Source organism: Nannocystis pusilla (genome assembly GCF_020073745.1).
Taxonomy (GTDB): domain Bacteria; phylum Myxococcota_A; class Polyangia; order Nannocystales; family Nannocystaceae; genus Nannocystis; species Nannocystis radixulma.
The window spans coordinates 20131-43795 of record NZ_JAIRAU010000053.1; the positions used below are offsets into that span (position 1 = coordinate 20131).

At 72.1% G+C, this 23665-nt stretch carries 23 protein-coding genes and 1 riboswitch; of the genes, 11 read left to right on the plus strand and 12 right to left on the minus strand.

Translation table 11 applies throughout. The features are described 5' to 3' along the window. Nucleotides 1-258 precede the first annotated feature (258 nt). Nucleotides 259-657 carry a hypothetical protein gene (locus tag K7C98_RS37530; protein ID WP_224196703.1) on the minus strand — a complete coding sequence of 133 codons (399 nt, stop codon included), beginning with the start codon at nucleotides 655-657 and terminating at the stop codon, nucleotides 259-261. Between the two features lie 199 nt (nucleotides 658-856). Here K7C98_RS37530 and K7C98_RS37535 point away from each other — a divergent pair, with 199 nt between their 5' ends. Then, nucleotides 857-1303, plus strand: a complete 447-nt coding sequence (locus K7C98_RS37535) for a hypothetical protein (protein ID WP_224196704.1) — start codon at nucleotides 857-859, stop codon at nucleotides 1301-1303. A 36-nt stretch (nucleotides 1304-1339) separates the two neighbouring features. Here K7C98_RS37535 and msrA read toward each other — a convergent pair whose 3' ends face one another. After that, nucleotides 1340-1996, minus strand: a complete 657-nt coding sequence (gene msrA / locus K7C98_RS37540) for a peptide-methionine (S)-S-oxide reductase MsrA (protein WP_224196705.1) — start codon at nucleotides 1994-1996, stop codon at nucleotides 1340-1342. A 136-nt stretch (nucleotides 1997-2132) separates the two neighbouring features. On the opposite strand from msrA, the gene K7C98_RS37545 reads away from it, so the two are divergent. Both K7C98_RS37545 and K7C98_RS37550 read left to right on the plus strand, forming a co-directional pair. Continuing rightward, complete coding sequence (locus K7C98_RS37545) at nucleotides 2133-2909, plus strand: SseB family protein (RefSeq protein ID WP_224196706.1); 777 nt, start codon at nucleotides 2133-2135, stop codon at nucleotides 2907-2909. A 3-nt stretch (nucleotides 2910-2912) separates the two neighbouring features. Beyond that, nucleotides 2913-3842 carry a fatty acid desaturase gene (locus K7C98_RS37550; RefSeq protein ID WP_224196707.1) on the plus strand — a complete coding sequence of 310 codons (930 nt, stop codon included), beginning with the start codon at nucleotides 2913-2915 and terminating at the stop codon, nucleotides 3840-3842. A gap of 72 nt (nucleotides 3843-3914) precedes the next feature. Here the strand turns inward: K7C98_RS37550 and K7C98_RS37555 are convergent, their stop codons facing one another. Genes K7C98_RS37555 through rsmH form a run of 3 tightly spaced genes read right to left on the minus strand, consistent with a single transcriptional unit; the run spans nucleotide 3915 to nucleotide 7395 of the window. Then, the gene (locus K7C98_RS37555) at nucleotides 3915-5978 is read right to left on the minus strand and encodes a penicillin-binding protein (protein ID WP_224196708.1); all 2064 of its coding nucleotides are present in this window, start codon (nucleotides 5976-5978) and stop codon (nucleotides 3915-3917) included. 17 nt (nucleotides 5979-5995) lie between these two features. After that, complete coding sequence (locus tag K7C98_RS37560; RefSeq protein ID WP_224196709.1) at nucleotides 5996-6427, minus strand: cell division protein FtsL; 432 nt, start codon at nucleotides 6425-6427, stop codon at nucleotides 5996-5998. Continuing rightward, on the minus strand, nucleotides 6424-7395 hold the full coding sequence (gene rsmH, locus K7C98_RS37565) for a 16S rRNA (cytosine(1402)-N(4))-methyltransferase RsmH (RefSeq protein WP_224196710.1): 972 nt from the start codon (nucleotides 7393-7395) through the stop codon (nucleotides 6424-6426). Before rsmH ends, K7C98_RS37560 begins: the two co-directional genes overlap by 4 nt. 264 nt (nucleotides 7396-7659) lie before the next feature. On the opposite strand from rsmH, the gene K7C98_RS37570 reads away from it, so the two are divergent. The 6 genes from K7C98_RS37570 (at nucleotide 7660) to K7C98_RS37595 (ending at nucleotide 13340) form a co-directional block, all read left to right on the plus strand. Further along, nucleotides 7660-8424 carry a Fic family protein gene (locus tag K7C98_RS37570; protein WP_224196711.1) on the plus strand — a complete coding sequence of 255 codons (765 nt, stop codon included), beginning with the start codon at nucleotides 7660-7662 and terminating at the stop codon, nucleotides 8422-8424. A gap of 17 nt (nucleotides 8425-8441) precedes the next feature. After that, nucleotides 8442-9074 (plus strand): GTP cyclohydrolase II, encoded by a 633-nt coding sequence (ribA, locus tag K7C98_RS37575; protein WP_224196712.1) that lies wholly within the window; start codon nucleotides 8442-8444, stop codon nucleotides 9072-9074. 977 nt (nucleotides 9075-10051) lie between these two features. Beyond that, the gene (gene lysA, locus K7C98_RS37580; protein ID WP_224196713.1) at nucleotides 10052-11401 is read left to right on the plus strand and encodes a diaminopimelate decarboxylase; all 1350 of its coding nucleotides are present in this window, start codon (nucleotides 10052-10054) and stop codon (nucleotides 11399-11401) included. A gap of 118 nt (nucleotides 11402-11519) precedes the next feature. Continuing rightward, the gene (locus K7C98_RS37585; RefSeq protein WP_224196714.1) at nucleotides 11520-12200 is read left to right on the plus strand and encodes a TetR/AcrR family transcriptional regulator; all 681 of its coding nucleotides are present in this window, start codon (nucleotides 11520-11522) and stop codon (nucleotides 12198-12200) included. A gap of 155 nt (nucleotides 12201-12355) precedes the next feature. Further along, entirely contained in the window at nucleotides 12356-12790 is a 435-nt protein-coding gene (locus K7C98_RS37590) for a hypothetical protein (protein WP_346660333.1), read from the plus strand. 157 nt (nucleotides 12791-12947) lie between these two features. Further along, complete coding sequence (locus tag K7C98_RS37595) at nucleotides 12948-13340, plus strand: hypothetical protein (RefSeq protein WP_224196716.1); 393 nt, start codon at nucleotides 12948-12950, stop codon at nucleotides 13338-13340. A gap of 69 nt (nucleotides 13341-13409) precedes the next feature. Here K7C98_RS37595 and K7C98_RS37600 read toward each other — a convergent pair whose 3' ends face one another. From K7C98_RS37600 to K7C98_RS37625, 6 genes are all read right to left on the minus strand, one after another. Continuing rightward, the gene (locus K7C98_RS37600; protein WP_224196717.1) at nucleotides 13410-13748 is read right to left on the minus strand and encodes a DMT family transporter; all 339 of its coding nucleotides are present in this window, start codon (nucleotides 13746-13748) and stop codon (nucleotides 13410-13412) included. Nucleotides 13749-13762: 14 nt separating this feature from the next. Further along, nucleotides 13763-13826, minus strand: a riboswitch (guanidine-III (ykkC-III) riboswitch). A gap of 90 nt (nucleotides 13827-13916) precedes the next feature. Next, entirely contained in the window at nucleotides 13917-14960 is a 1044-nt protein-coding gene (locus K7C98_RS37605) for a hypothetical protein (protein ID WP_224196718.1), read from the minus strand. A gap of 244 nt (nucleotides 14961-15204) precedes the next feature. Beyond that, nucleotides 15205-16167 carry an L-histidine N(alpha)-methyltransferase gene (gene egtD, locus K7C98_RS37610; protein ID WP_224196719.1) on the minus strand — a complete coding sequence of 321 codons (963 nt, stop codon included), beginning with the start codon at nucleotides 16165-16167 and terminating at the stop codon, nucleotides 15205-15207. After that, on the minus strand, nucleotides 16167-17405 hold the full coding sequence (gene egtB, locus K7C98_RS37615; RefSeq protein WP_224196720.1) for an ergothioneine biosynthesis protein EgtB: 1239 nt from the start codon (nucleotides 17403-17405) through the stop codon (nucleotides 16167-16169). Before egtB ends, egtD begins: the two co-directional genes overlap by 1 nt. Next, nucleotides 17406-18377: a hypothetical protein gene (locus K7C98_RS37620; protein WP_224196721.1), complete on the minus strand. Its 972-nt coding sequence runs from the start codon at nucleotides 18375-18377 to the stop codon at nucleotides 17406-17408. It lies immediately after the preceding gene. Nucleotides 18378-18386: 9 nt separating this feature from the next. Then, nucleotides 18387-19790, minus strand: a complete 1404-nt coding sequence (locus K7C98_RS37625) for a UDP-N-acetylmuramoyl-tripeptide--D-alanyl-D-alanine ligase (RefSeq protein ID WP_224196722.1) — start codon at nucleotides 19788-19790, stop codon at nucleotides 18387-18389. Nucleotides 19791-20156: 366 nt separating this feature from the next. Between K7C98_RS37625 and K7C98_RS37630 the strand changes: the two genes are divergently transcribed. After that, nucleotides 20157-20666 (plus strand): HNH endonuclease, encoded by a 510-nt coding sequence (locus tag K7C98_RS37630; RefSeq protein WP_224196723.1) that lies wholly within the window; start codon nucleotides 20157-20159, stop codon nucleotides 20664-20666. 257 nt (nucleotides 20667-20923) lie between these two features. On the opposite strand, the gene K7C98_RS37635 is transcribed toward K7C98_RS37630, so the two are convergent. Then, a complete protein-coding gene (locus K7C98_RS37635) occupies nucleotides 20924-22114 on the minus strand; it encodes a hypothetical protein (RefSeq protein ID WP_224196724.1) in 1191 nt (396 codons plus the stop codon). A gap of 371 nt (nucleotides 22115-22485) precedes the next feature. Between K7C98_RS37635 and K7C98_RS37640 the strand changes: the two genes are divergently transcribed. Next, nucleotides 22486-23331, plus strand: coding sequence for a class I SAM-dependent methyltransferase (locus K7C98_RS37640; protein ID WP_224196725.1), 846 nt, complete (start codon nucleotides 22486-22488; stop codon nucleotides 23329-23331). Nucleotides 23332-23665 lie beyond the last annotated feature (334 nt).

Below are 23665 nucleotides of genomic sequence, written 5' to 3' on the forward strand. Positions count from 1 at the left end.
AGCGCGGCGGCTCGCTGGACCCGCCTGCCGGAACAAGAACATCTCCGTCACGAAGCGTATGCGCTCCACGAACGCGCTACACGGTCCAACTCCCGCCGGAAGGATCGACCAGTCGGAAACCCTGGGTGAGCTCGACCGCGGGCGCTCTCAGGACGACAGTCCAGAGATCATGTCGAAGGAACCATCCCACGGGCGGGTGAGCTCGCAGAACGACGAGGCGCTCCTTCTTCATCCGCGACTTCGCATCTTCGGCGAGCATCACCACCCCAGCACTCCACGCAAAGGGGCGAGAAACGCCCGCCAGACGTACAGCGAGGCAGACAGGCCCAGGCCCACGGCGAGGAGCCCCGCCTGCCAGTCCCGCGCCGGGGCGTGAGGGCTCACCAGGCGGCTGATCACGGCGGTGGATCCCAGGACCACCGAGGCGAGCGCCGAGATGGGCACCAGCAGGCCGAAGAGCCACCCGAGACCGCTCCAGACGTACACGCCGACCCGGGGAATGAGGAGGAATATCTGGCCGAAGTTGACCAGCAAGAGAAAAAAGACAGCCGACAAAAATCCGAGCCAACACACATCGAGCGCGAGAGCCCCGAAGCGCTGCTGCGATGGGTCCGCGCGCGCACGCAGAGCATTCGCCTTCGACGGGGTCGGGCTCATCGTCGTGCTCTGGGCTGCTCAGGCTAGCACCAGGAGGCAGAGTCGACACGCGCCCGCGACTTCACTTCCTGGCCGACTGCTTCGCCCGCACCAGGACTGTGTTCACCGCCAGAACGATGGCCGCAGCCGCGCGTGCCCGGGCTGGTGGCACCACCGACGGTCAGCGCGGCGAGGCGATGTCGTGTAAACGTGGGGAGGGATGTCGCTCGCTCCGCCGCGTCGCACGCTCATGAACCTGGCGATCCCACGGGGGATGGTCCAGACGCTCGCATGGGGGATGATCGCCATGCCGTTCGCGCTGCCGCCCATCGCCTGGGAGCTCGGATGGGTGCGGCCTCCGGAGACCGCGTCGCTAGCCGTGGCGACGATCGTTCAGGACCCGGCGAGCACGGGCGAGCAGGTGGATTCGAGCGGGCGGACGCTGGAGGTCGCCGACGCGACGGGCACCGGCGCACCTCCGACGGAGGCTGCGCCCGCGTCGGCGCCGATCCTCGAGCCGATCGCAACCTGCGGCAACTCGGTCTGCGAACCTGCGCGGGGCGAATCCTCCCGGACCTGCTGCGAGGACTGCCCTTGCGACGCGCCGCTCGTCTGCAAACCCGACGCCTCCGACCGGCAAGCTTGCCAGGCGCAGGGCCTGAAGTAGTCGTCGAGACGAGAGTGCTGCGCTCGCGACCTCGTCTCAGGCGCGGGCGATGCCGACGGGGCACGACACCCCGGTCCCGCCGAGCCCGCAGTACCCGCCCGGGTTCTTATGTAAATACTGCTGGTGGTAGTCCTCGGCGTAGTAGAACGTCGGCGCCGGCAGCAGTTCGGTCGTGATCTCGCCGAAGCCGGCGGCCTGCAGGCGCTTCTGGAACGCCTCGCGCGACGCCTCTGCGGCCTGCTTCTGCGCCTCGCCGGTGTAGTAGATGCCGGAGCGGTACTGCGTGCCGACGTCGTTGCCCTGGCGCATGCCCTGCGTCGGGTCGTGGTTCTCCCAGAACACGCGCAGGAGATCTTCGTAGCGCACGCGCTGCGGATCGAAGACCACCTGGACGACCTCGTTGTGGCCGGTCTTGCCGCTGCACACCTCGCGGTAGGTCGGGTTGGGCGTGTACCCCGCGGCGTAGCCGACCATCGTCGAGATCACGCCGGGCACCTGCCAGAACTTCTTCTCGGCGCCCCAGAAGCAGCCCATGCCGAACATGGCGATCTCGGCGCCGGCCGGGAACGGCGGCGCCATCGGCCCGCCGAGGACCGCGTGCTGCGCGGCGACCGGCATGGGCGCGTCGCGCCCGGGGAGCGCCTCGGCGGGGCGCGGCATACGGAGCTTGTCGGAGGAGGCGAACCAGGACATGCCCCGCAGGGTGACGCATGCCGGCGCCCACGGCCAGCGCGGCCCGCACAGCCCGCCTGCGTGCCCGATCACGCGCCCGTGGCTCGCCGCGCGGCCGGGCGCTCCCGGGCGGCTCTGCTATCTTCGCCCCTCCCCCATGTCCACGCTCAACCGCGACCGGCTCGTCACCTCCCTGCAGCAGCTCACGACCAGCGGCGGGGCCGACAACCGGCTGGTGGTGGCGGCGGGGGACTACTACGTCGTCGTCCACGGCCGGCTCGGCGGCGGCGACCTCACGTGCGAGGTCGTGTCCAACTTCTACCTCGGCGCCGCCTCGCAGCTGACCCCGGCGCGGCTGCGGTCGCTCGGCGATCGCGGCTACTTCGAGCGCAACGGCCACAACAACCTCTACCGCGACGTGCGACTGGTCGGGCCCGACGCGGCCGGCAAGCTCGCCGACGAGCTGCTGGCGCTGTTCGCCCAGATCTTCGGCGTCGAGGCCGACGCGCCGGCGAAGTTCGACCTGCAGCTCGGCGACCCGGAGCCGACGCGCAACCCCGACCTGGTGCGCGCCATGAAGACCCTGGCGGTGCGCCGCGACATGGACGCGCGCCAGCGGGTCTACATCGGCGTGATGAACGCCACCTTCCTCATGCCGGTCAACCCCGCGGGGCGCACCGCCGACGAGCCGCTCGAGGTCGACCGCCTCGGCAACTTCCCGGTCATCGCCGCGTTCACCGAGATCGACTCGCTGCGGCTGTGGCAGCCGAAGGGCTGGCCGTTCGCGCTGGTCCCCGGCGCGCGCCTGGTCCCGCTGGCGGTGTCGCGGCGGGTCGGCTCGCTGCTCGTCAACCCGCGCGGCAACGTCGGCGGCGAGCTTTACATCAACGAGCTCGAGTCGATCGAGGGCGCGCTGCGCCGGCGCAACAACTGACGCATGGACGCCGAGTTCTCCGCCGCCGCGGTGCTCACCGCCGACGAGCGGCGCGAGCTGTACGCCCGGCGCGACGGCCCCGGCCTGCGCCGCTTCGCCGCCCAGCTCGCGCTCCTCGTCGCCGCCGCGGCCGCCGTGGTCGCGCTCGCCGACGCGGAGGCGCCGGTCTTCTGGCCGGTGTTCGCCGCCTACAGCGTGCTGCTGGCCTCGATGTTCGCGCCGATGCACGAGGCCGGCCACGGCACCGCGTTCGCCAGCCGCCGGCTCAACCGGCTGGTCCTGCGGGTCGCCGCCGGCCTCTCGCTCATGCCGCCGACCGGCTTCGTCGCCTTCCACTTCGAGCACCACCGCAACACCCACGAGGTCGGCGACCCCGAGATCCCCGGCGGGAACCTCGAGCTGGCGAAATGGCCGGGCAACCCGATCGCCGCGCTCGTCGTGCTGAGCGGGCTGCCGCTGCTGGTCGCCAAGCTGGCGGCGCTGGTCAACCTCGCCGTGCCGCGCGGGCCGCGGTGGTTCGCGCGCTGGCTGCCGTTCCTGTCCGGGGCGCACAGGCCGGCGACGATCCGCGAGGCGCGGGCGATCCTCGCCGGCCTGCTCGCCGTCGCCGCGCTCGCCTGGCTGTGGCTGCCCGCGCTGGCGTGGCTGCTGGCCGGCTGCGCCGGCGCCCACGCGGTGCTCGGGCCCTACCTCGCGGCCGAGCACACCGGCATGCCGACCGGCGGCGACGTGCTCGCGCGGACGCGATCGATCCGCAGCAACGCCGCCGTCAGGTGGCTGTTCTGGAACATGCCCTACCACGCCGAGCACCACGGCTGGCCGGCCGTGCCGTTCCACGCCGTCCCCGCGCTGCACCGCCGCGTCGCCCCGCACCTGCCGCGAAGCTACCGCGGCTACCTGCACGTCTACCTGGCGGCGCTGCGCGGCCGCTGACCGCAGGGACATGCCCGATGGGGCATGCTCATTGAAACATGCTTTATCGGGCATGCTCCATCGACCACGCGCTCACTTCTTCGGCGCGAACACGACTTGCACCACGCGGCCGCTCTCGACCGGTCCGGGCGGCACGTCCTGCGACACGGCGACGCCGGAGCCCACGGCGCGCAGCTCGACGTGCGCGCGGCCGGCGAGGTCGAGGGCCTGGGCGAGGGTCATGCCGGTGAAGTCGGGCAGGCCGGTGGTGACGCGCGGCTTGTCGGCGGTGCCGCTGCCGCGCCCGCCGGGCAGCGACGGCTCGACGTCGATGTCGGCCAGCACGCCGAGCTCGGCGGCCATCTCCTTGGCGGCCACGACCACCGGCTTCGGCGGCGGCGGCGTCTTGCCGTCGTCGCGCGGCACCCCGAGGTGGGTCATGATCTGCCCGCCGAGGCGGGCGAAGCTGGGGGCCGCGACGTCGTTGCCGTAGTGGGCGCCCTCCGGGACGTCGACCGACACGAGGATGACCACCCGCGGCGCGCGGGCCGGCAGCGCGCCGATGAAGCTCGAGTAGTACATGCCGTCGGCGTAGCCCCGGGTCCCGGCCTTCTGCGCCGTCGAGGTCTTGCCGGCGACGCGGTAGCCGTCGACGTGGGCGTTCTCGCCGGTGCCGAGGGCGGTGTGGACGACGTCTTCGAGCATGCGCATGACCGTCTTGGCGGTCGCCGTGCGGACCAGGCGCTCGCCCTCGGGCGCGTGCTCCCACACCGAGCCGCCGCGGGCGTCGAGGATCTTCTGCACGATGGTGGGGTCGTGGTAGACGCCGTCGTTGGCGAGCGCCGCGAAGGCGGCGGCGACCTGCAGCGGCGACGCGGCCATGCCCTGGCCGAACGAGATGTTGGCCATCTGGATGTCGGACCACTTCTCCGGCGGCGCCAGCAGGCCCGCGGTCGCGCCCGGCAGCTGGACCCCGGGGCGCTCGCCGAAGTGGAACTTCTTGACCCACTTCGACAGCGTCTGCTTGCCGAGGCGGTCGGCGATCTTGGTCGTGCAGATGTTCGACGACGCCGCCAGGATCTCCGTCACCGTCAGCCACTCCGCCGCGTGCGCGTCGTGGATCGTGTTGCGCGGCGTGTACTTCCAGCGGCCCTTCTCGCAGTAGAACGTCTCGTTCTCGCGCACCGCCCCGATCTCGAGCGCGGCCGCGACGGTGACGGCCTTGAGCGTCGAGCCCGGCTCGTACGCGGCCTGGACCGCCAGGTTCTGTGTCTGGTGGGCGCGCTCGACCGGGTGGTTGGGGTCGTAGGTCGGCCGGTTGGCCAGGGCGAGGATCTCGCCGTTGCGCGGGTCGAGCACCAGGATCGAGGTGCCGACCGGGTTCCACTGGCGGACGAGGGTGTTGATCTCCTCCTCGACCATCGCCTGGATCTGCGAGTCGATCGTCAGCACCACCGTGTCGCCGCGCGCGACCCCGGGGTCGGGCACGCCGTCGACCAGCAGCTTCTTGCCGGCCGCGAAGTAGGCCGGCGACAGCGCCTCGCGCCCGCGCAGCTGCATGTCGAGGCCGAGCTCGACGCCGGCGGTGCCGCTGCCCTGCGCGCCGACGCGGCCGAGCACGTGCGACGCCAGCAGCCCGCGCGGGTACACGCGCGCCGTCGACGGCTCGAACGACACCCCCGGGATGCCCTTGGCCTGCAGCGCCTTGACCTGCGCGTCCGACAGCGGCAGCCGCAGCAGGCGGTAGGCCTTGTCCTTGGCGATCTCCTCGCGCAGGTAGTCGGCGCTCTCGTCGGGCTCGATCTCCAGCACCGCCTCGACGAGCGCCTCCTCGGCCCCGCGCGCGCGTACGAGGCGGGGGTTGATGGCGATCTTGTGCACGCGGTCGTCGACCGCCAGCGTCATGAAGTCGCGGTCGACGATCTCGCCGCGGCTGGCCGCCAGCTTGAAGCTGCGCAGCTGCTGGCGGTTGCCCTGCTCGGCGTAGGCCTCGTGCTCGACGGTCGCGAGCCGCGTCGCCTTGACCCCGGCGCCGACCAGCGCGGCGCAGATCGCCGCCCCGACCAGCGACGCGCGCCGCCCGACCGCCCGCATGTCGCTCGCCATCGGCGCGGGGATCAGGTTCTTGCGCATGATGTTGCCGCGCTTTTCGGACATGTTCGATCCGCCCTGTCTCATCCGCCCTGTTTCGAAGGACCTGTCTGCTTGGACTCGTCGCGGAGCCGGATCGCCTGCAGCCGGTCCGGCGTGGCCGGCACCATCTGCATGCGCCCCGCCGCCACCTCCTCGATATAGTCGGGGTGGCGCAGGTAGGCCCGCTCGGCCTCGAGCCGGCGCTTCTCGTCGAGCAGCCGCCCGTGCTCGGCCGTCAGCTCGGCGATGTCGGCCCCGAGCTCGAGCACCCGCGCCCGCGTACGCACCTGGACCACGCCGGCCGCGGTGAGCAGGCCCAGCGCCAGCAACAGCACCAGCGGCAGCCCCGTCGGCCGGCGCGGCGGCGGCGGCGGCAGGCGGTCGTCGGCGCGCTGGAAGCCGTGCTCGAAGCTCGGCGGGTCGGCGTTGCGCCGGCCGTTGCCGGCGCGCCTGGGCGTCGTCGGCGTCGTCATGGCAGGGCGCGCTCCAGGACTCGCAGCCGGCTGCTGCGGCTGCGCGGGTTGGCGGCGACCTCGGCGTCGCCCGGGGCGGCGCCCTGGCGGTAGCCGGCGGGGACGACGAAGCGCGGGCGCGGCAGGTCGCGCGCGGCGATCGGCAGGCCGGGGGGCGGCTGCTCGGCGCGCGTCAACGCGGTGAAGCGCTGCTTCGTCGCGCGATCCTCGAGCGAGTGGAACGTGATCACGCCGAGGCGCCCGCCGACCTGCAGCCGCTCGGGCGCGGCGGTCAGCAGGCGCTCGAGCTCGCCGAGCTCGTCGTTGACGCGGATCCGCAGCGCCTGAAACGTGCGCGTGGCCGGGTGGATCCGCAGCCCGAGCTTGCGCCGCTGCGGCGCGCTCATCGCCGCGGCCACCACCCGCGCGAGCATCCCGGTGGTGGTCGGCCGGGCCGCGACGATCGCCGCGGCGATCCGCGCCGCGTCGGGCTCCTCGCCGTAGTCGCGCAGCACCTGCGTCAGCTCGCCGGCGCCGATCTCGGCCAGCAGCTGCGAGGCCGGCGCGCCGCGGCTCGGGTCCATGCGCATGTCGAGCGGCGCGTCGACCTGGAACGAGAAGCCGCGCGCGCCCGTGTCGAGCTGGTGTGAGGACACTCCCAGGTCGGCGAGGACGGCCGTCGCCGCCGTCACGCCGAGCTCGTCGAGCACCTCGGGCAGACGCCCGAAGCTCGAATGCACGAGTTCGACGTCGCCTGGCAGGCGCGTGCGCGCCTCGGCCAGCGCCTCGGCGTCGCGGTCGAGCGCGATGGCCCGCAGCTTCGGCCCCTCGGGGCGCGCCGCCGCGTGGGCCGCGAGCACCGCGAGCGTGTGCCCGGCCCCGCCGCACGTGCAGTCGACGAACACGGGCGCCTCGGCCAGCACGAGCGCCGGCACGAGCGCCTCGCAGACCTCGCGGACCAGCACCGGCCTGTGGAACTCGGGGGACATCGCGCGTGCCAGGCGGGTGTGACAGCGCTCGCCGGCCCGGTCAAAAAACAGGCCTCGGCCCGGGGCCCGGGAGTGCTCCGTGAGGGGGCCGCGCGCGGGCGATTCGGCCGCCCCGCCGGGCCCGCTCCGGAGCGGACTCTTCTTTTGACCGCGGCGGTTCGCTGAAGAATTTCCCCGGCAAAAACAACATCTTGGACACTTTTTGATTGACCCCTCGGGGACAAAATTTGTAGCTTGCGCTGCCTTATTTCGAGGGAGCCCGCCGTGCTTTCGACGCGGATGAAGAATTATCGCCAGCTCTTCGAGTCCTCGGAGCTCCTCTGGGAAAAGCTCGGGATGCTCAACGCCGCACAGCGGCGGAACTTCGACGAGCGCTTCATGATGTCGTGGATCTTCCACGACTTCGCCCTCGAGGGGCAGATGCTCTCGGTCGCGGAGATCAAGGCCGCGATCGACGACGAGATCATCTCGACGCCGAGCCTCATCCCCGCGTATCTGCACGTCAAGGCGGTCCGGGACGGCATCTACATGCTGCTCGAGACGCGCGGCAAGCGGCTCCAGCTGTCGCTCGAGTGGCTGAAGAAGCTGCACCAGACGCTGCTGCCGCAGGGCAAGAAGGATCAGGTCCAGTACCGCAAGGACAACCCGATCCACCGCATGTACTTCCACGACCTCGCGCCGGCCGACAAGATCAGCTACCGCATGCGCAAGCTGACCGACTGGTTTCGCACCGAGGAGTGCCGCAAGGCCCACCCGATCGAGCTGGCCGTCGAGGTCCACCGCGAACTCATCCGGATCTTCCCCTGGCCGGACATCAGTGGGCGCGTCGCGCGCCTGGCGATGAACGCCATCCTGATCGCCGAGAATTACTGGCCGTGCATCCTGCACCACAACGAGCGCCAGACCTATTACGACGTGCTTCGGCTCGACCAGGACCAGCTGCTGCAGCTGGTGCTCGACAGCATGGATGAGGGGATCCGCTCGTCGAGCAAGCTCTACCAGAGCATTGTTGATTCCTCGCGCGCATGACAGAAGTTAGGCAGCGCATGCCCGTGCCGAACAACCTCCAGGCCCGGCCTCTGCGCGTCGTCCGCGGCGCGCAGGTGTTCGCCCGAGCGCGTCTGCCCTCTCGCCACGGCGACTTCGAGATCGTGTCGTTCATCGACGATGTCGGCCGCACGCTCGACGACGTGGCGATCGTCCGCGGCGACATCGCCGGCCGGACCGAGGTGCCGACGCGGATCCACTCCGAGTGCCTGACCGGCGACGTGTTCGGCTCGTTCCGCTGCGACTGTCGCGACCAGCTCGAGCTGGCGCTGCAGCGGATCGCCGGCGGCGACGCGGGCATCATCCTGTACCTGCGACAGGAGGGCCGCGGGATCGGCATCGCCCAGAAGATCCGCGCCTACCACCTCCAGGAGCAGGGCCTCGACACCGTCGAGGCCAACCTCCACATGGGCTTCGACGACGACCTGCGCGACTACTCCGTCGCGGCCGCGATGCTGCGCGCGCTCGCCGTCGGCTCGGTCGTGCTGCACACCAACAACCTGAGCAAGGTCGCCGGGCTGCAGCAGGGCGGCGTGACGGTGGCCCGCCGCGAGCCGCTGATCGCCGAGGCCCGCGAGCAGAACCGCCGCTACCTGGCGACCAAGCGCGACAAGAGCGGCCACCTGCTCTGATGGGCATGTCCCTCGGGGCATGCCCACGGGGCCATGTCGACAGGGACATGTCTTCGGGGGCGAGCTCGACAGGGCCGTCGCGTCCGTCGGCGCTCGTGCCTCGTCGAGGTCCTCCGCGCTCCGACCCTCGTCGCGCGGCGAGGATCTCGCCCGCCCCTGCCGGCTCTCACGCGCGCTCGCGTCGCGTGCGTCCCCCGCACTCGCGCGCGCGGGGCGTCGTGAGGTCCCGGGGATCGCGGCTCGCGGCGCGCGTGACGTCGCGGCGTCTCACGGGCAGCGGACGCGCCGCGCGAGCTCTCGCCGGGCGCCTCGTCGCCTTGCGCGACAGGCGGCGCCGTGTTCGTCGGGCCGCTCGCGCCGCGCGGCGAGCAAAAATGAAGCGGCGGAGCACTATGCTCCGCCGCGGGTCACCTCGGGCGCGATGCCGGTTCGAGTTGCGGGGCTGTGAACCCCGTCAGGGGTTTCCGGCCGCGGTGGGGCCGGTTGCCACGGGCGTGGCGCGCGGTCAGTCGCCGGGCTGACCAGGTGGTGACTTCCGACGGCGCGGCGGCGCCGTCGCGGGTCGGTCCGCGGGCCGCAGACCGATGAATTGCGTGACTTTACGGCCGCGACGCGGCCGGGGGTGTCACTGCGTCCTCACCCCGCAGAGTGACGACGGGAGGGGCGGCTCGCCGGGGCGAGCCTCAGACCCCGGCAAAGGCTAGTGTGCACCTCCTGAAGAGCACGACAGTCGAGGCGCAGCGCCAAAACGACACACACAACGATCTGCTTGGTTCATCAGTTACCTCCTTTTGCCGGTGGCCTGAGAGTGACGGTCCAACCTTAGCAAGCTTGGGTGCGCCGGCAAAGAGTCGTGAAGCTCCGGGCCCCCTCTTCGCGGCGGACGCGGCTCGGACGAGGGCGCCGCGGACCCGGCGCACGAGCGGGTTTGACAGTGCGCCGCCCTGCGTGGCAAGAGCCACCGCCATGAGGGCCTCGTGGTGACTCCCGACGTGCAGCAGTCCGGCCCCGACCATACGGCGGTGTTCGCCGCTCCGGAGCGCTGGGGCCTGCGCGTCCAGCCCGCGGGGCCCGGCCGCGCCGCCCGGCTCGCCGTCGAAGACGTCGCCCTCGCGGACGTCGCCGCCGCCGTGGGCACCCCGACCTATGTGTACGGCGCCGGCGAGATCGCCGCTCGCTTTCAGGCCCTCGCCCGCGCCTGCCGCTCCCATCCGACCCTGATCGGCTACGCCGTCAAGGCCAACAGCAGTCAGGCGGTGCTCACCCACCTGGCGCGTCTCGGCGCCGGGGCCGACATCGTCTCCGGCGGCGAGCTGCGGCGCGCCCTCGTGGCCGGCGTCCCGGCCGACAAGATCGTGTTCTCCGGCGTCGGCAAGCTCGACGCGGAGCTCGACGCGGCGATCGCCGCGGGGGTGCGCTCGATCAACATCGAGTCGGTCGAGGAGCTCGAGCGCGTGGCCGCCCGCGCCCACGCGCTCGGCCGCGTGGCCTCGATCGCCCTGCGCCTCAACCCGGACATCGACCCCGACACCCACCCGTACCTGGCCACCGGCCTGCGCGAGAGCAAGTTCGGGATCGCGATGAGCGACGCGGCGGCCCTGGCCACCCGCGCCCGCGCCCTGCCCGACCTGCGCCTCGTCGGCCTCGCCTGTCACATCGGCTCGCAGATCCTCGACGAGTCGCCGTTCCTCGCCAGCTTCGAGCGCCTGAGCGGCCTGGTGCGCGCGCTGCGGGCGGACGGCGCGCCGCTGCGGCAGCTCGACCTCGGCGGCGGCATGGGCATCACCTACGCGCCCGGCGACCGCGAGCTCGACGTCGAGCGCCTCGGCGCGGCCCTCACCGCCGCCGTCGCGCCCCTCGGCCTCGAGCTGGTCTTGGAGCCAGGTCGCTACCTGGTCGGCTCCGCCGGCGTGCTGCTCACGCGGGTGGTCGGGCGCAAGCGCAACGGCGAGCGCGACTTCGTGATCGTCGACGCGGCCATGAACGACCTGCTGCGCCCGGCCCTGTACGGCGCCTATCACCCGATCGTCCCCGTCGACCTCGCCGCCGGCGAGCGCCCGCCGATCCGCGCCGACGTCGTCGGCCCGGTGTGCGAGTGCGGCGACTTCCTGGCCCAGGACCGGCTCCTCAGCCCCGCCGGGCCCGGCGAGCTGCTCGCGGTCCTCGCCGCCGGCGCCTACGGCATGGCGATGGCCTCGACCTACAACTCCCGCCCGCTGGCCGCCGAGGTGCTGGTCCACGGGTCCGAGTTCGCCGTCACGCGCGCGCGCAAGACCGTCGACGACCTGATCGCCGACGAGCAGGTCCCGGCCTGGCTGGCGCGCTGACGCCTGTCCCTCGGGACATGCGACATGCGCATGTCTCTCGGGACAGGCTCGCCGCGCTCGTGAGGGCAGCCCCCGCAGCCGCGAGCGCGGCCGCAGCGCGCGTGCTACAAGGGCCGTGATGGCGCGGCGCATCGACCCCGAGCTGCACGACGCGAAGCGGACGGCGATCCTCGACGCCGCCGAGCGCCTGGTGGCGACGAAGGGCTACGAGGCCATGTCGCTGCAGGACCTGCTCGACGCGCTCGGGATGTCGAAGGGCGCCTTCTACCACTACTTCGAGTCCAAGCCGGACGTGCTGCTCGCGCTGGTGGAGCGGCGGACCGCGGCCGTCGAGGCCAACCTGCGCGCCCTCGTCGAGGACCCCGCGCTCGCGGGGGCGGACAAGCTGGCCCGCCACTTCGCCGCCGTCGACGACTGGAAGCAGCACGAGGGCCGCCTCGTCGTCGACGTCGCCCGCTCGTGGTACGGCGACGAGAACGCGCTCGTGCGCCACAAGCTGCTGGTCCACGGCCTCGGGCGCATCACGCCGTTGCTCGCGCGGATCATCCAGCAAGGCGTCGACGAGGGCGCCTTCACCACCCGCGACCCCGAGCAGACCGCCCGGATGATCCTCTGCCTCCGCCACGACCTCGGCCGCGCCGTCGCCGAGGCCGTCGTCGCCGATCCCCACGGCGAGCCAGACGTCGCCCGCATGGCGGAGGCGACCGCAGACGCGATCGAGCGGCTGCTCGGCGCGACGCCTGGCTCGCTCTGGCCGGCGGCCCGCGCCATGAGGCCGCGTCGATCCGCAGCGACCTGAGCGCTGCACCCCATTTCACCGACGCGTGCTCGAGCTGCCGCACCGGCCGCTCGCGCACATCGCGCAGCACCTTGACAGGCCGCTTGCTCCCACTTATCATAGACCAACAGTCTACGAATACCGCCATCGGCGGGCCACGAACGAGGAGCGCTGCCATGCCTACCACGCCAGAGTCCAGGGCCCGGACGCGAGCATTCGCTCGCGTGATCGGCCCGTTCGTCCTCATCGTCCCTCTCATCATCGCCATCCGCCTGCCGGCGATGGGCCACCTCGACTTCTTCGCCCTGCCGATCATCGTCTGGCTGTTCGGAGCGCTGCTGCTGTTCTGCGGGCTGCTGATCATCGCCAACCACCAGTACTGGTCGAGCGGCCCGGCGATCGCCATCTCGCTGTTCGGCTGGTTCCTCGCGCTCCGTGGCCTCGTCCTGCTCGCGGTCCCTGAGCTGATGGAGAGGGGCGTGTCCGCCTCCATGACGATGGTGCCGGCCGCCCAGGTCGGGTTCGTCTTGCTGGCTTCGCTCGGCGCCTGGCTGACCTTCGTCGGGTGGATCTCGCGAGCCTTCGCGCCCGAGCCGGCGCCGGCACGCTGACCCGCTGCTCGTCGTCCTCGCGCGCTCGTGCGCGCCGCCGAGGACGCGAGGGGCGCCGACGAGTCGCGGCTGCGCACCTGCGAGCGCGGCCGCGTGCGCGGGCGTTGATTCTTGCGCGCACGCCCCGCCGCTGGCTATCGTGCCGATCGAGACTGCCATGACCGACACGCGCGCCCCCAGCTTCTTCACGGTCCTTCGTCCCTGGCTCCTCGCCGTCGCCCTCGCGCCGCTCCTGGCCTGCGGCGGCGACGAGGGCAACGAGGAAGCCCCCGAGATCGACTGTGCCGCGGCGCCGGCGCCGAAGTACTCGGAGATGTCGGCCGTGTGGGCCAAGTGCACGACCTGCCACTCCTCGACGCTGGCCGAGGGGTCCCGCGTGAACGCGCCCGTGGGCGTCGACTTCGACACCTACGCCGGCGCCAAGGCCGAGGCGGCCATAGCGATGCACGAGGTCTACGAGGGCGCCATGCCCCCGGCCGGCCTGCCCGCGCTGACCGAGGACGAGGAGCAGCAGCTGTACCGCTGGGCCAGCTGCGGCACCCCGGAGTGAGCGGTCCTGGGGGACATGCCCCCGAGAGCATATCCTTCACGACATGCTCCCCGGAGCATGTCCGAGAGCTCAGGCCGGCCCGCTGCTGAACTTGAGCCCGACGATCGCGACCACCAGCATCGTCAGGAACAGCACGCGCAGCGGCGCGACCGGCTCGCCGAACAGCAGCATCCCGCCGAGCGCCGCGCCTGCGGCGCCGATGCCGGTCCACACCGCGTAGGCGGTGCCGATCGGCAGCGACTTGCTGGCCTGGGCGAGCAGGACGAAGCTGGCGACCAGGGCGACGACCGTGACCCCGGTCGCCAGCGGCTTGCCGCGGAAGTCGAAGCCGTCGCTCCACTTCAGACCGAGGGCCCAGCCGACCTCGAGCAGGCCGGCGACGACGAGAACCATCCACGCGGTGGACATGACGATGCGCTCCTTCCGCGTCGTCTTGTCCTCACCGGGTACGGCGCACCTCGTCCGGGCTCGCAGCGCGAGCGGAATTCACTGTAGCCGCCCCGGCGGCGTCCGCCCGCCCCGCTCGCGTGAGGCAACTCTGACCTGTCTTTTCGTTCAGAGGCCGCCGCGGGCGCCTCAGCCGGGCGGCATGAAGTTCTCGCAGGCCTGGTCGATCACCGAGATCGCGTCGTGGAAGAACGGCTGGAACGAGTCGGCGCAGATCTGGCCGATGCTGCCGTAGGTGAACATCTCGGCGAAGTCGATGATGCGGTGGGCGACCTCGGCCGCGCTGGCGCACTCGGGGTTCTCGGGGCCGATCAGCGCCAGGGTGACGATGTTGGTCTCGACCCCGCCCTTGAGCGCCACGATCTCGGCGAACCAGTCGGGTGGGTCGCCGCTCGAGCCGTCCTCTTCCTCGTCGGTGATGATCACGAGCACCAGCAGCGCGTCTTCGCGGACGAAGCCCTCGTTGCACTGGCCGGGCTGCGCCAGATCGGGCCCGAGCGCGCGCAGGGCCGCCTGCAGCGGCTTCTCGTTGCTGTCGCCCGAGGTGCCGACCTGGGCGGCGCAGGCGAAGCGGGTCGCGAGGTCGTCCTGCTCGGTCATGAAGCGCAGCCCGCTGACGTAGGGGCCGCAGTAGGCGTTGCTCGAGTTGCTGCCGTCGGTCTGGGTGATGAGCCCTCCGAGCACGCCGTCGCACGGGTTCTCGTTGCCGTCGTACTTGTCGGTCGAGACCACGCCGATGTGCAGGCTCTCCGCGTCCTCGAGCTGCAGCTGGATCTCCTCGACGAAGCCGGGGAAGCTGGCGACCAGGTTGTCCTGCTCGTCCTTCATGCTCGCCGAGTTGTCGACCACGAACAGCAGGTCGACCTTGAGGCAGGCCTTCGGCTCGGGCGGGGGGCCGCCGTCGGGCGTCTCGCCGATGTCGAACTTCGGCCCGGCGCCGCCGCTGGTGTCGTCGACCGCGCTGGCCTCGCTGGTCGCCGGCGCGGACGTGGCGTCGGTCGTCGCCTCGGTCGTCGTCGGCGCCTCGGAGGTCGTCGGCGCGTCGCCGCTCGGGGTCACCGTCATCACGCCCGAGATGATCGCGGCGGTGGCGGAGTCGCGGCGGCCGCCGTCGTCGGAGCAGCCCGCGAGCGCGAGCGAGGCGAACATGGCGAGGGCCGCGGCACGGGTCATACCGCGACGGTAGGTCAGCCCCGCGGACCGCTCAAGAGCACCGGCCCGGCGGGCAGGTGCGCGGTCGAACTGAGGATCTCGGGTCGTCGCCGACGACGCGCTGCAGGCGTGCACCGCGAACCGTCGACGAACGCCGTCCCCGGCGCGACCGCGACGCTGCGGTGCTCGGGGTGTGCCCGACGGTCGCCTCCGGTCTCGCCGCGCGAGCGACGACGACCTCTGCGGGGTCGCGAGGCCGCGCCGGTCAGGCCGCGCGGCGGACCAGGTGGACCACCGCGAAGCGGGCGGCGTCGTCGGTCCACGCCTGGGTCAGCGTCAAACCTGCACTGGAGGACATGTCCGAAAAGCCATCCAGCGTGTACTTGTGCGACAGCTCGGTCAGGATCGACTCGCCGGCGCGGAAGCTGAAGCTGCGGCCGCCGACGCCGACGACCTGGTCGATCTTGCTGACCAGGTGCATCTCGATGCGGCTGGCGGCCTCGTTGAAGACGGCGCGGTGGGAGAAGCGGCCGGGCTGGAACTCGCCGTCGAGCTCGCCGTTGATCCGGTGCAGCAGGTTGAGGTTGAACGCCGCCGTGACCAGGTCGCGGTCGTTGTAGGCGGCCTCGAGCACCTGCCGCGACTTGACGAGGTCGATGCCGATGAGGGCGCCGTCGCAGCCGGGGGCACGGGCGATCTGGCGCAGCAGCGCGGTCGCGTCGTGCGGCTCGAAGTTGCCGATCGTCGAGCCGGGGAAGTACACGAGGCTGCGGCCGAGCGCCCCGAGCGGCAGCGAGAACGGGCGGGTGAAGTCGGCGTGGAGCGGCTGCACCTTGAGCTTGGGGTAGTCGCGGGCGATCGCCGCGCTGGCGGCCAGCAGCGGCCCGCGCGACACGTCGACCGGCACGTAGGCGCTGGCGTCGAGGTGGTCGAGCAGCAGGCGGGTCTTGATGCTGGCGCCGCTGCCGTACTCGACGATGATCCGGCGCGGGCCGACGGCGGCCGCCATCTCCATCGCGTGGTCGCCGAGGATCTCGATCTCCGCGCGGGTCAGGTAGTACTCGGGCGTGTCACAGATCGCCTCGAACAGCCGCGAGCCGCGGGCGTCGTAGAAGTACTTGGACGGCAGGCGCTTGGCCGGGCGCGACAGACCCTCGAGCACATCGGCGAGGAACCCGTCGGCCGGCGCCTGCGTCGCCTCGTCGAGCGTGCGTGCAACCGGTCGCATCATGCATCCTTGGTGAGACGGATCCCGGTGAATGGCCACCGCGCCCGCGGCGGAAAGAAATTGCGGTAGCTGGCACGCAAATGATCCCGCGGGGAAGCGCAGGAACCGCCGCGCAGGACCATCTGATTCGACATGAACTTGCCGTTGTATTCGCCGAGCGCGCCCTCGGGCGGTCGATAGCCGGGATACGGCAAGTACGCGCTCGCGGTCCACTCCCATACGTCGCCGAACAATTGCGTCGGCGCGGCGCGTCCGGGCGGCGGCGGGTCCGCGGCCGTCGGATGCAGCCGGCCCGACTCGACGAAGTTGCCGGCGACCGCGACGCCCTCGGCCATCGCCTCCCACTCGAACTCGGTCGGCAGGCGGGCGCCGGCCCAGCGGGCGAACGCGTCGGCCTCGTAGTGGCTGACGTGGACCACCGGCGCGTGCGGGTCGAGCGGGCGCGGGCCGCCGAGCGTCATCTCGTACGCTGTCCCTTCGGACATGTACCAGTACAGCGGCGCCGTCCAGCCCTCGGCCTGCGCCAGGGCCCAGCCGTCCGACAGCCACAGCGCGCTGCGGCGGTAGCCGCCGTCGGCCACGAACTCGGCGTACTCGCCGTTGGTCGTGCAGCGCGAGGCGAACGCATACGGCCGCAGCAGCGTCTGGTGGCGCGGGCCCTCGTTGTCGAAGTGGAACCCGTCGCCGGCGTGGCCGACCTCGCGCACCCCCGTCGGGCCCGGGCACCAGCGCAGGGGCGGCGCCTCGCGACTCGACGGCGCCGCCGCGTCCGCCCGCAGCGCCGGCTGCAGCGGGTTCTGGGCGAACAGGTGGGCCAGGTCCATCAAGATCAGCTCTTGATGCTGCTGCTCGTGCTCGAGCCCGAGGCGCACGCGCTCGCCGAGCCACGGCGGCCCGCCGCGGGCCAGCAGCGCGGCCATCGCCGCGTCGACGTGGGCCCGGTACTGCGCCACCTCGGCCAGCGTCGGCCGCGACAGCAGCCCGCGGCGCGGGCGGGCGAACTGCGGGCCCACGCTCTCGTAGTAAGAGTTGTAGAGCGACGCGAAGGCCGGGTGAAACGGCCGGTAGTCGGCCTGCGCCGGCCCGAGCACGAAGGTCTCGAAGAACCACGTGGTGTGCGCCAGGTGCCACTTGGCCGGGCTCGCGTCGGGCATGCTCTGGACCACCAGGTCCTCGCCCGGCAGCCCGGCGACCAGCAACTCGGTCGCGGCCCGGACCCGCGAGTAGTCGGCGCGCACTCAGAACCTCCCGCCGAGCGCGACCCCGAAGCCCTGTCCCGAAGGACCTGCCCCGAGGTGCAGGCGCGCGCGGCGGGCCGTCGCCCGGCCCTGACCTACGTCCTGGCGCTCGAGCTGCTTGAGCTCGGCGCGCGAGCTGAGCGCGTCGACGGCCATGAACGCCGAGCCGGCCAGGCCCAGGCCGCCCGCCAGGCTGGTGATGCCGACGAACTGCAGCGGCTCCTTCTCGCCGTACTGACCGATCAGCCACAGCGTGCTGAACACCACAGCGCAGCCGTAGAGGGCGTAGCCGAGGCCGCGGGCCCACAGCTTGCCGCGCACCCGCAGGTCGCGGCCGGTGCTGGCGCCGCCGATGGCGACGATCGGCGTGCCGAGCAGCGTCGTCGTCAGGCCGAGGCCGGCGTACATGAAGTGCTTCATGCCGTAGTCGCCGGGGTCGGTCTTGCCGGCCCGGCCGGCGTCGTAGAGCACGCCCATCAGCATGCCGACGGCCGAGAAGCCGACGCCGACGCCGGCGCCGACGCGGGCCCACTCCGAGGGCGTCGACTCGCGGCCTTCGGCGCACTCCCACGAGTTCTCGTGGACCGCGGTGACGGCCGCCAGCGGGGCCTGCTGCGCCCCGTTCTTCGGGTGGGTGTAGAACACCGCCGACTTGTCGGCGCGGGTGAAGGTGACGCACTCGCGCCCGGCCGTGCCGAAGATCATCAGCACCCGCCGCCCGCCCAGCCGCTGCCACTGCGCGTCGGTCAGCGGCGCCGGGTAGTAGCGCGGCATGTCGTCGACCGCGGCCGACGAGTCGCCGGCCACCGCGGTGTGGATCAGCGTGACCTGTCCGGAGGGCAATGCCCTGGGAGACATGTCCCCCGAGCCATGTGATTCCTCGACGGCGACCGCCTCCGGCCCGGCGTACGCGCGCGAGCCGGCGGGCGGGGTGAAGGCGAGCGACACGACGGCGAGCGCGGCGAGCACCATGCCGACAGTCTACACGGCCTTGGGCGGCGCCTGCAGCAGGGCCTCGACGACCCGCTCGAGCCGCATGCCCCGGCTGCCCTTGACGAGCAGGGCGCCCGGTCGCTCGGCGAAGGTGGCGCGGACGGCAGCGACGAGGTCGGAGACGCAGAGCCCGGCGTGCCACGAGGCGATGCCCCCGGCCTTGGCCGCCTCGGCGGCCGCCTGGGACAGCGTGCCGAAGGTGAACAGCGCGTCGAGCCCCAGCGCGGCGGCCAGGCGCCCGACCTCGGCGTGCAGCTCCGGCCCGCGCTCGCCCAGCTCGAGCATGTCGCCGATCACCGCGGCCAGCGGCCCCGGCCGTGACGGACGCAGCGCCGCGAGGCTGTGCAGCGCCGCCGTGACCGACCCGGGGTTGGCGTTGTAGTTGTCGGCGATGAGGAGGTGGTGCTCGTCGAAGTGGAGCACCCGGCCGCGATCTCCGACCGGCTGGACCGCCTCGAGCGCCTCGATCATCGGCCCGACCGGGCAGTTCAGGTGGATCCCCACCGCCAGGGCCGCCGCCGCGTTGCGGGCGTTGTGGGCCCCGAACACCCGCAGGCTCAGGCGGATCTCCTCCTCCGAGCCGTCGCGCAGGCGCAGGCGCAGCGTCGCGTGGGTGCGCTCGTCGAGCTCGACCCCGACGATGCGCACCGCCGACTCCGAACCTTCCCCGAAGCGCAGGATCGAAAGGCCAGGTGGGAAGTGCGGCGGGAGCAGCGGCTCGTCGTCGGGGACCACCGCGACCCCGCCGGGTCGGACGTGGCGCAGGGGCTCGGCCTCGGCGGCGGCGATCGCCTCGAGGCTGCCCATGAACTCGAGGTGCTCGAGCGCGACGCTGGTGATGACCGCGACGTCCGGGCGCACCAGCGCGGCCAGGCGCTCGTTCTCCCCCGGCGCGCTCATCCCCAGCTCGAGCACGATCGCCTCCGGGTGGTCGGGCCCGCCCAGCAGCGACAGCGGCACCCCGAGGTGGTTGTTGAGGTTGCCGCGGGTCGCCAGCACGCTCCCGTGGGCGCTGCGCAGCACCGCCTCGACCAGCGCGCGCGTGGTCGTCTTGCCGTTGCTGCCGGAGATCGCCACCACCGGTCCGCGGCAGCGGTCGCGCGCGGCGCGGCCCAGCAGCGTGAGGGCGGCGAAGGTGTCGGCGACCTCGATCACCGAGACGGTGGGGTCGTCGGGCATCGGTCGCGAGGGCGCCTGCAGGACCGCCGCCGCGCCGGCCCGGATCGCGTCGGGGATGAAGTCGTGGCCGTCGCGGGCGGCGACGATCGGCACGAACAGGCCGCCGGGCACGGGGTCGCGGCTGTCGACGAAGGCGCCGCGGATCTCGCGTGAACCGGCGCGGAGGAGTCGTCCGCCGGTCGCAGCGGCCAGGGTCTCGGGGGTGAAGTGCACGCAAGACCGTTAGCACCCCGACGCGTCGGTGCGCCACTCCCCGGCTCGGCCCGCCGCGGGGCCCGCGCAGAGGCCGCTCGGAGGTCGCGGGCTCCAGACACCGGGGCGAGCCGGCCGCACGGAGCCGGGTCGGCGCGCGAGGTCGCGGCGACCGCCGACCCGCGCACGCCCATCACATGTCGCAACGGACATGTCCGATCGGTCTGGTGCTCCGGCGCTCCGCCGCCCCGTCGCCGGCGCGGCGGCTCTCGCTCGCCTTCGCCCGCGCGCGGGCGCGGCGCGGCGCCGCGCGCCTGCGTCGCAGCCGTCACGGGCCCGTGGCCGCGTCGCCTCCGGGTCATGCTAGCCTCGTGGATGGGTAACCCCATGCACACGCTGGTCCTCGATCCCGGCTTTTTGCCGATCAAGGTCATCTCGTGGCGGCGTGCCCTGTGCCTGAGCTTCCTCGCCAAGGTCGAGGTCATCGCCAGCTACGAGCGGGAGGTCCGGACGGTCAGCGCCAGCTACCCCACCCCCTCGGTCGTCCGCCTCTTGCACGCGGCGCGCCCGGGTCCGCAGGTGGTCCGGTTCTCGCGCAAGAACGTGTACCTCCGCGACAACCACCGCTGTCAGTACTGCGGCGTCCAGTACAGCGACCACGAGCTGACCCTCGACCACGTGGTCCCGCGCGTCGACGGCGGCAAGACCACGTGGACCAACGTCGTCACCGCCTGCGCCGCCTGCAACCGCCGCAAGGGCGGCCGCACCCCCGAACAGGCCGGCCTGCCGCTGCGCACCCGCCCCGCGCGGCCGAAGTGGACCCCGCTGACCCTGGCCCAGCGCCTGCCGATCCACGATGTCCCCGAGTCGTGGCGCGCCTGGCTCGGCGCCGCGTGAGCGCGCCGACATGTCCCGAAGGACATCTTCACCCATCGCCGCCGAGGCCGCTCGACCCGGCCGCGAGGGTCATGACATATCCCGAAGGACATCTCAATTGATGGTCCACGGCCGGGGCCGCTCGTCCCCCGCACTGTTATGTCCCGAAGGACATATTAAAAGAACGCGGCCGAGGCCGGTCGCCGGCGACGGACGCAGCGACGGTCGAGGCCGCCGCCGCCAGCGCAGGCGGCGCTGCGAGGCCTCGGCCTGCGCCGTCAACCCGGGATCGTCGTCATGCACTCGGTGAGCGGTCCGGCGAGGCCGCTCCAGCCGTTGTAGCCGCCGTTCAGGTCCAGGTCCGGCCCGACGATCAGCGGCTCGGTGTTGGTGAAGCCGTCGAGGTCGACCTGGCGCAGCTCCGCGCCCGTGTTGTCGTCGCCGGCGCTGAGGATGTAGAGGCGCGGCTGCAGGTCGTCGAACAGCGGCCCGCCGAGCGCGTGCACCCCCCACGTCCCGTCGGTCTTGGCCAGCAGCTGCCCGGTGCCGGTCGTGTAGTCGATCTGCCACAGATCGTCGGAGTCCATGGCGAAGCCGAGGCTGTCGCTGACCTCGCCGTCGACGATGCCCGGCGACAGGTCGTCGATGTCGCCCACCGACGCGTTCTCCAGGTCGGTGATCACCTCGAACGCCAGGTCGCCCTGCAGGTACGCGCCGGTGAAGCGGAGCAGCCGGTTGCCGTCGGAGCTCCCCACGTCCTCGCCGGTGTCCATCAGGTACACGCGGCCGTCGCAGTCGGTGTAGAGCGCCTCGATGCGCAGCGGCGGCCCGTCGCCGTCGTTCGGCACCATGCCGAGGAAGGTCGCCTGCGCCGGCGTGTCCTCGGTCGTCGGCGGAGCGGGGATGTGATAGATCTGGGTCCCCTCGGCCGACTCGCGCGAGCCGATCAGCGAGCCGTCCTCGAGCATCGTCAGCCCGTTCTGGCCGAACACGAGCGGCGTGTCGGACACCAGATCGTTGCGGACGAGCTGGACCACCGCGCCGTCGGCCGGATCGATCTCGATGTACATGAGGTGGTTCTCCACCGCGTACCAGAGGTTCGGCGTGTCCCACAGCGGGTTGCCGCCGGTCGTGTCCGTCGTCGTCGTGTCCGTCGTCGTCGTCGTCGTCGCGTCGGTCGTGCTCGTCGTCGTCGTCGTCGTCGTCGCGTCGGTGGTCGGCAGCGCCTCGGTGGTCGGGCCCGTCGTCGTCGTCGTGCTGGCGTCGCCGGTGCCGAGCGTGGTCTCGGTCGGCTCGCCCGTCTCGCTGTCGCCGGTGCTGCTCGTCGTGCCCGCCGTGAGCGTCGGCGCCGTCGAGGCGTCGGACACCGCGGCCGTGTCGGTGGATTCCGAGCCGCCGGAGCCGCAGGCGAGCAGCGAGAGCGGAGCAGCGAGGACAGACAGGAGCGCGACGCGGACCGGGTAATTCATGGCGGTCTCCCAGTGTCGCGGCGCCGCCCGGGCTTGTCCAGGCAGGCGCATGTCGGCCGCGCGCGCAGGTGCCCGCACCGCGGCCGGCGACCGCGGGCCCGCGCGCGCTCCGGCGCTCGCCGAGTTCGCGCGCTCGAGCGCTCGACCGACCTGCCGGCGAGCTGTCTTCACGCACATGCTCCTCACGCCAGGTCGTAAAGACCAGCCGGCAATCTGCGGCCGAACGCCGCGAGAAATTCCCCCTGCGGCCTCGTAAGGGGTTCGACCCGGGCGCGCGCGATCTCGCTCGGCAGACGGCCGTAAAAGCGCGCCTCCGACGTGCGCTGGCTCATTTTTGACATTGAAAGTCATATTCACTATGAACGGCGCTCATGACGAACAAACAACAGGTAGCCCTCGGCGACGTCAGCGAGACGCTCATGATCCCGCTGTGGTGTCGGGCGATCGAGACCGGACGGCGGCGGCCGATCCTCCGCGACCCGCGGGCGCAGGAGATCGTCGCCCAGCTCGACTACGACTTCGAGCGGCGCTTCGCGTCCCAGCGCGACCTGGCCTTTCGAGCATGTTTGCGCACCGTCATGATCGACCGGTGGGTCCAGGAGTTCCTGCGGATGCACCCCGGGGGCACGGTCGTCGAGATCGGGACCGGGCTCAACACCCGCTTCGAGCGGGTCGACAACGGCGCGCTGCGGTGGTTCGACGTCGACCTGCCCGACTCGCTGGCGCTGCGGCGGCGCTTCTTCGCCGACACCGCGCGGCGGCGCATGGTCGTCGGCGCGTTCGGCGACGACGACTGGCTGGCCCAGCTCGGCCCGGCCGGCGACGGCCCGTTCCTGTTCATCGCCGAGGCCGTGCTCGTCTACCTGACCGAAGAGACAGTGCGGCGCGGCCTCAACGCGATCGCGGCCGCCTACCCCGGCAGTCAGTTCGTGCTCGACACCGTGACCCGGCGGGCGATCGCCAGCCAGGCGCGGCCGATGATGCAGACCTACCGCGCCCCGTTCGTGTGGGGCTGCGACGACCCGCGCACGATCGAGGCCTGGGGCCGCCACCGCTGCCTCGACTCGCTCACCATGCTCGACCTCCCGGCCGAGCTGCGCAGCCGCGTGCCGCTCAAGCACCGCCTCGCCTTCTCCTACCTGCGCGCGCGCAAGCCCGAGGTCCTGCGCTCGCACGCGCTGCACCGCTTCGAGCTGCGCCCGCCGTTGTCCGCCTGAGCCGCGAGCCCCTCGCGTGAGGCGATCCCGCGAGACACGGCTCGCGTGCCTCACGCGCTCGGAGTGGACCACGCGCATCGACCGCGTCGCGACATCGACGCAGACCTCGATCGAGGCTGCCAGCGACATGCCTCTTCATTCATGCCGCTCGCCGACGCGACCATCACGAACTCCTGCCGGCGCGGTGTGACGCCGCGGCGACGGGCGCGACGGAGTTCGCGCTCGCGGTGCGATTCTGAAAATCAAAATCCTACTACTGTGGCGCAAACACCCTGAGAATTCTCTCTCCAACGCAGTTCCGATTAATTTTGAAAGTCATTTTCCTTTAACCGTA

Coding starts and splice junctions, on each gene's coding strand:
- K7C98_RS37530 (WP_224196703.1), bottom strand. CDS start 657: ATGAGCCCGACCCCGTCGAAGGCGAATGCTCTGCGTGCGCGCGCGGAC.
- K7C98_RS37535 (WP_224196704.1), top strand. CDS start 857: ATGTCGCTCGCTCCGCCGCGTCGCACGCTCATGAACCTGGCGATCCCA.
- msrA (WP_224196705.1), bottom strand. CDS start 1,996: ATGTCCTGGTTCGCCTCCTCCGACAAGCTCCGTATGCCGCGCCCCGCC.
- K7C98_RS37545 (WP_224196706.1), top strand. CDS start 2,133: ATGTCCACGCTCAACCGCGACCGGCTCGTCACCTCCCTGCAGCAGCTC.
- K7C98_RS37550 (WP_224196707.1), top strand. CDS start 2,913: ATGGACGCCGAGTTCTCCGCCGCCGCGGTGCTCACCGCCGACGAGCGG.
- K7C98_RS37555 (WP_224196708.1), bottom strand. CDS start 5,978: ATGTCCGAAAAGCGCGGCAACATCATGCGCAAGAACCTGATCCCCGCG.
- K7C98_RS37560 (WP_224196709.1), bottom strand. CDS start 6,427: ATGACGACGCCGACGACGCCCAGGCGCGCCGGCAACGGCCGGCGCAAC.
- rsmH (WP_224196710.1), bottom strand. CDS start 7,395: ATGTCCCCCGAGTTCCACAGGCCGGTGCTGGTCCGCGAGGTCTGCGAG.
- ribA (WP_224196712.1), top strand. CDS start 8,442: ATGCCCGTGCCGAACAACCTCCAGGCCCGGCCTCTGCGCGTCGTCCGC.
- K7C98_RS37585 (WP_224196714.1), top strand. CDS start 11,520: ATGGCGCGGCGCATCGACCCCGAGCTGCACGACGCGAAGCGGACGGCG.
- K7C98_RS37590 (WP_346660333.1), top strand. CDS start 12,356: ATGCCTACCACGCCAGAGTCCAGGGCCCGGACGCGAGCATTCGCTCGC.
- K7C98_RS37595 (WP_224196716.1), top strand. CDS start 12,948: ATGACCGACACGCGCGCCCCCAGCTTCTTCACGGTCCTTCGTCCCTGG.
- K7C98_RS37600 (WP_224196717.1), bottom strand. CDS start 13,748: ATGTCCACCGCGTGGATGGTTCTCGTCGTCGCCGGCCTGCTCGAGGTC.
- K7C98_RS37605 (WP_224196718.1), bottom strand. CDS start 14,960: ATGACCCGTGCCGCGGCCCTCGCCATGTTCGCCTCGCTCGCGCTCGCG.
- egtD (WP_224196719.1), bottom strand. CDS start 16,167: ATGCGACCGGTTGCACGCACGCTCGACGAGGCGACGCAGGCGCCGGCC.
- K7C98_RS37620 (WP_224196721.1), bottom strand. CDS start 18,377: ATGGTGCTCGCCGCGCTCGCCGTCGTGTCGCTCGCCTTCACCCCGCCC.
- K7C98_RS37630 (WP_224196723.1), top strand. CDS start 20,157: ATGCACACGCTGGTCCTCGATCCCGGCTTTTTGCCGATCAAGGTCATC.
- K7C98_RS37635 (WP_224196724.1), bottom strand. CDS start 22,114: ATGAATTACCCGGTCCGCGTCGCGCTCCTGTCTGTCCTCGCTGCTCCG.
- K7C98_RS37640 (WP_224196725.1), top strand. CDS start 22,486: ATGACGAACAAACAACAGGTAGCCCTCGGCGACGTCAGCGAGACGCTC.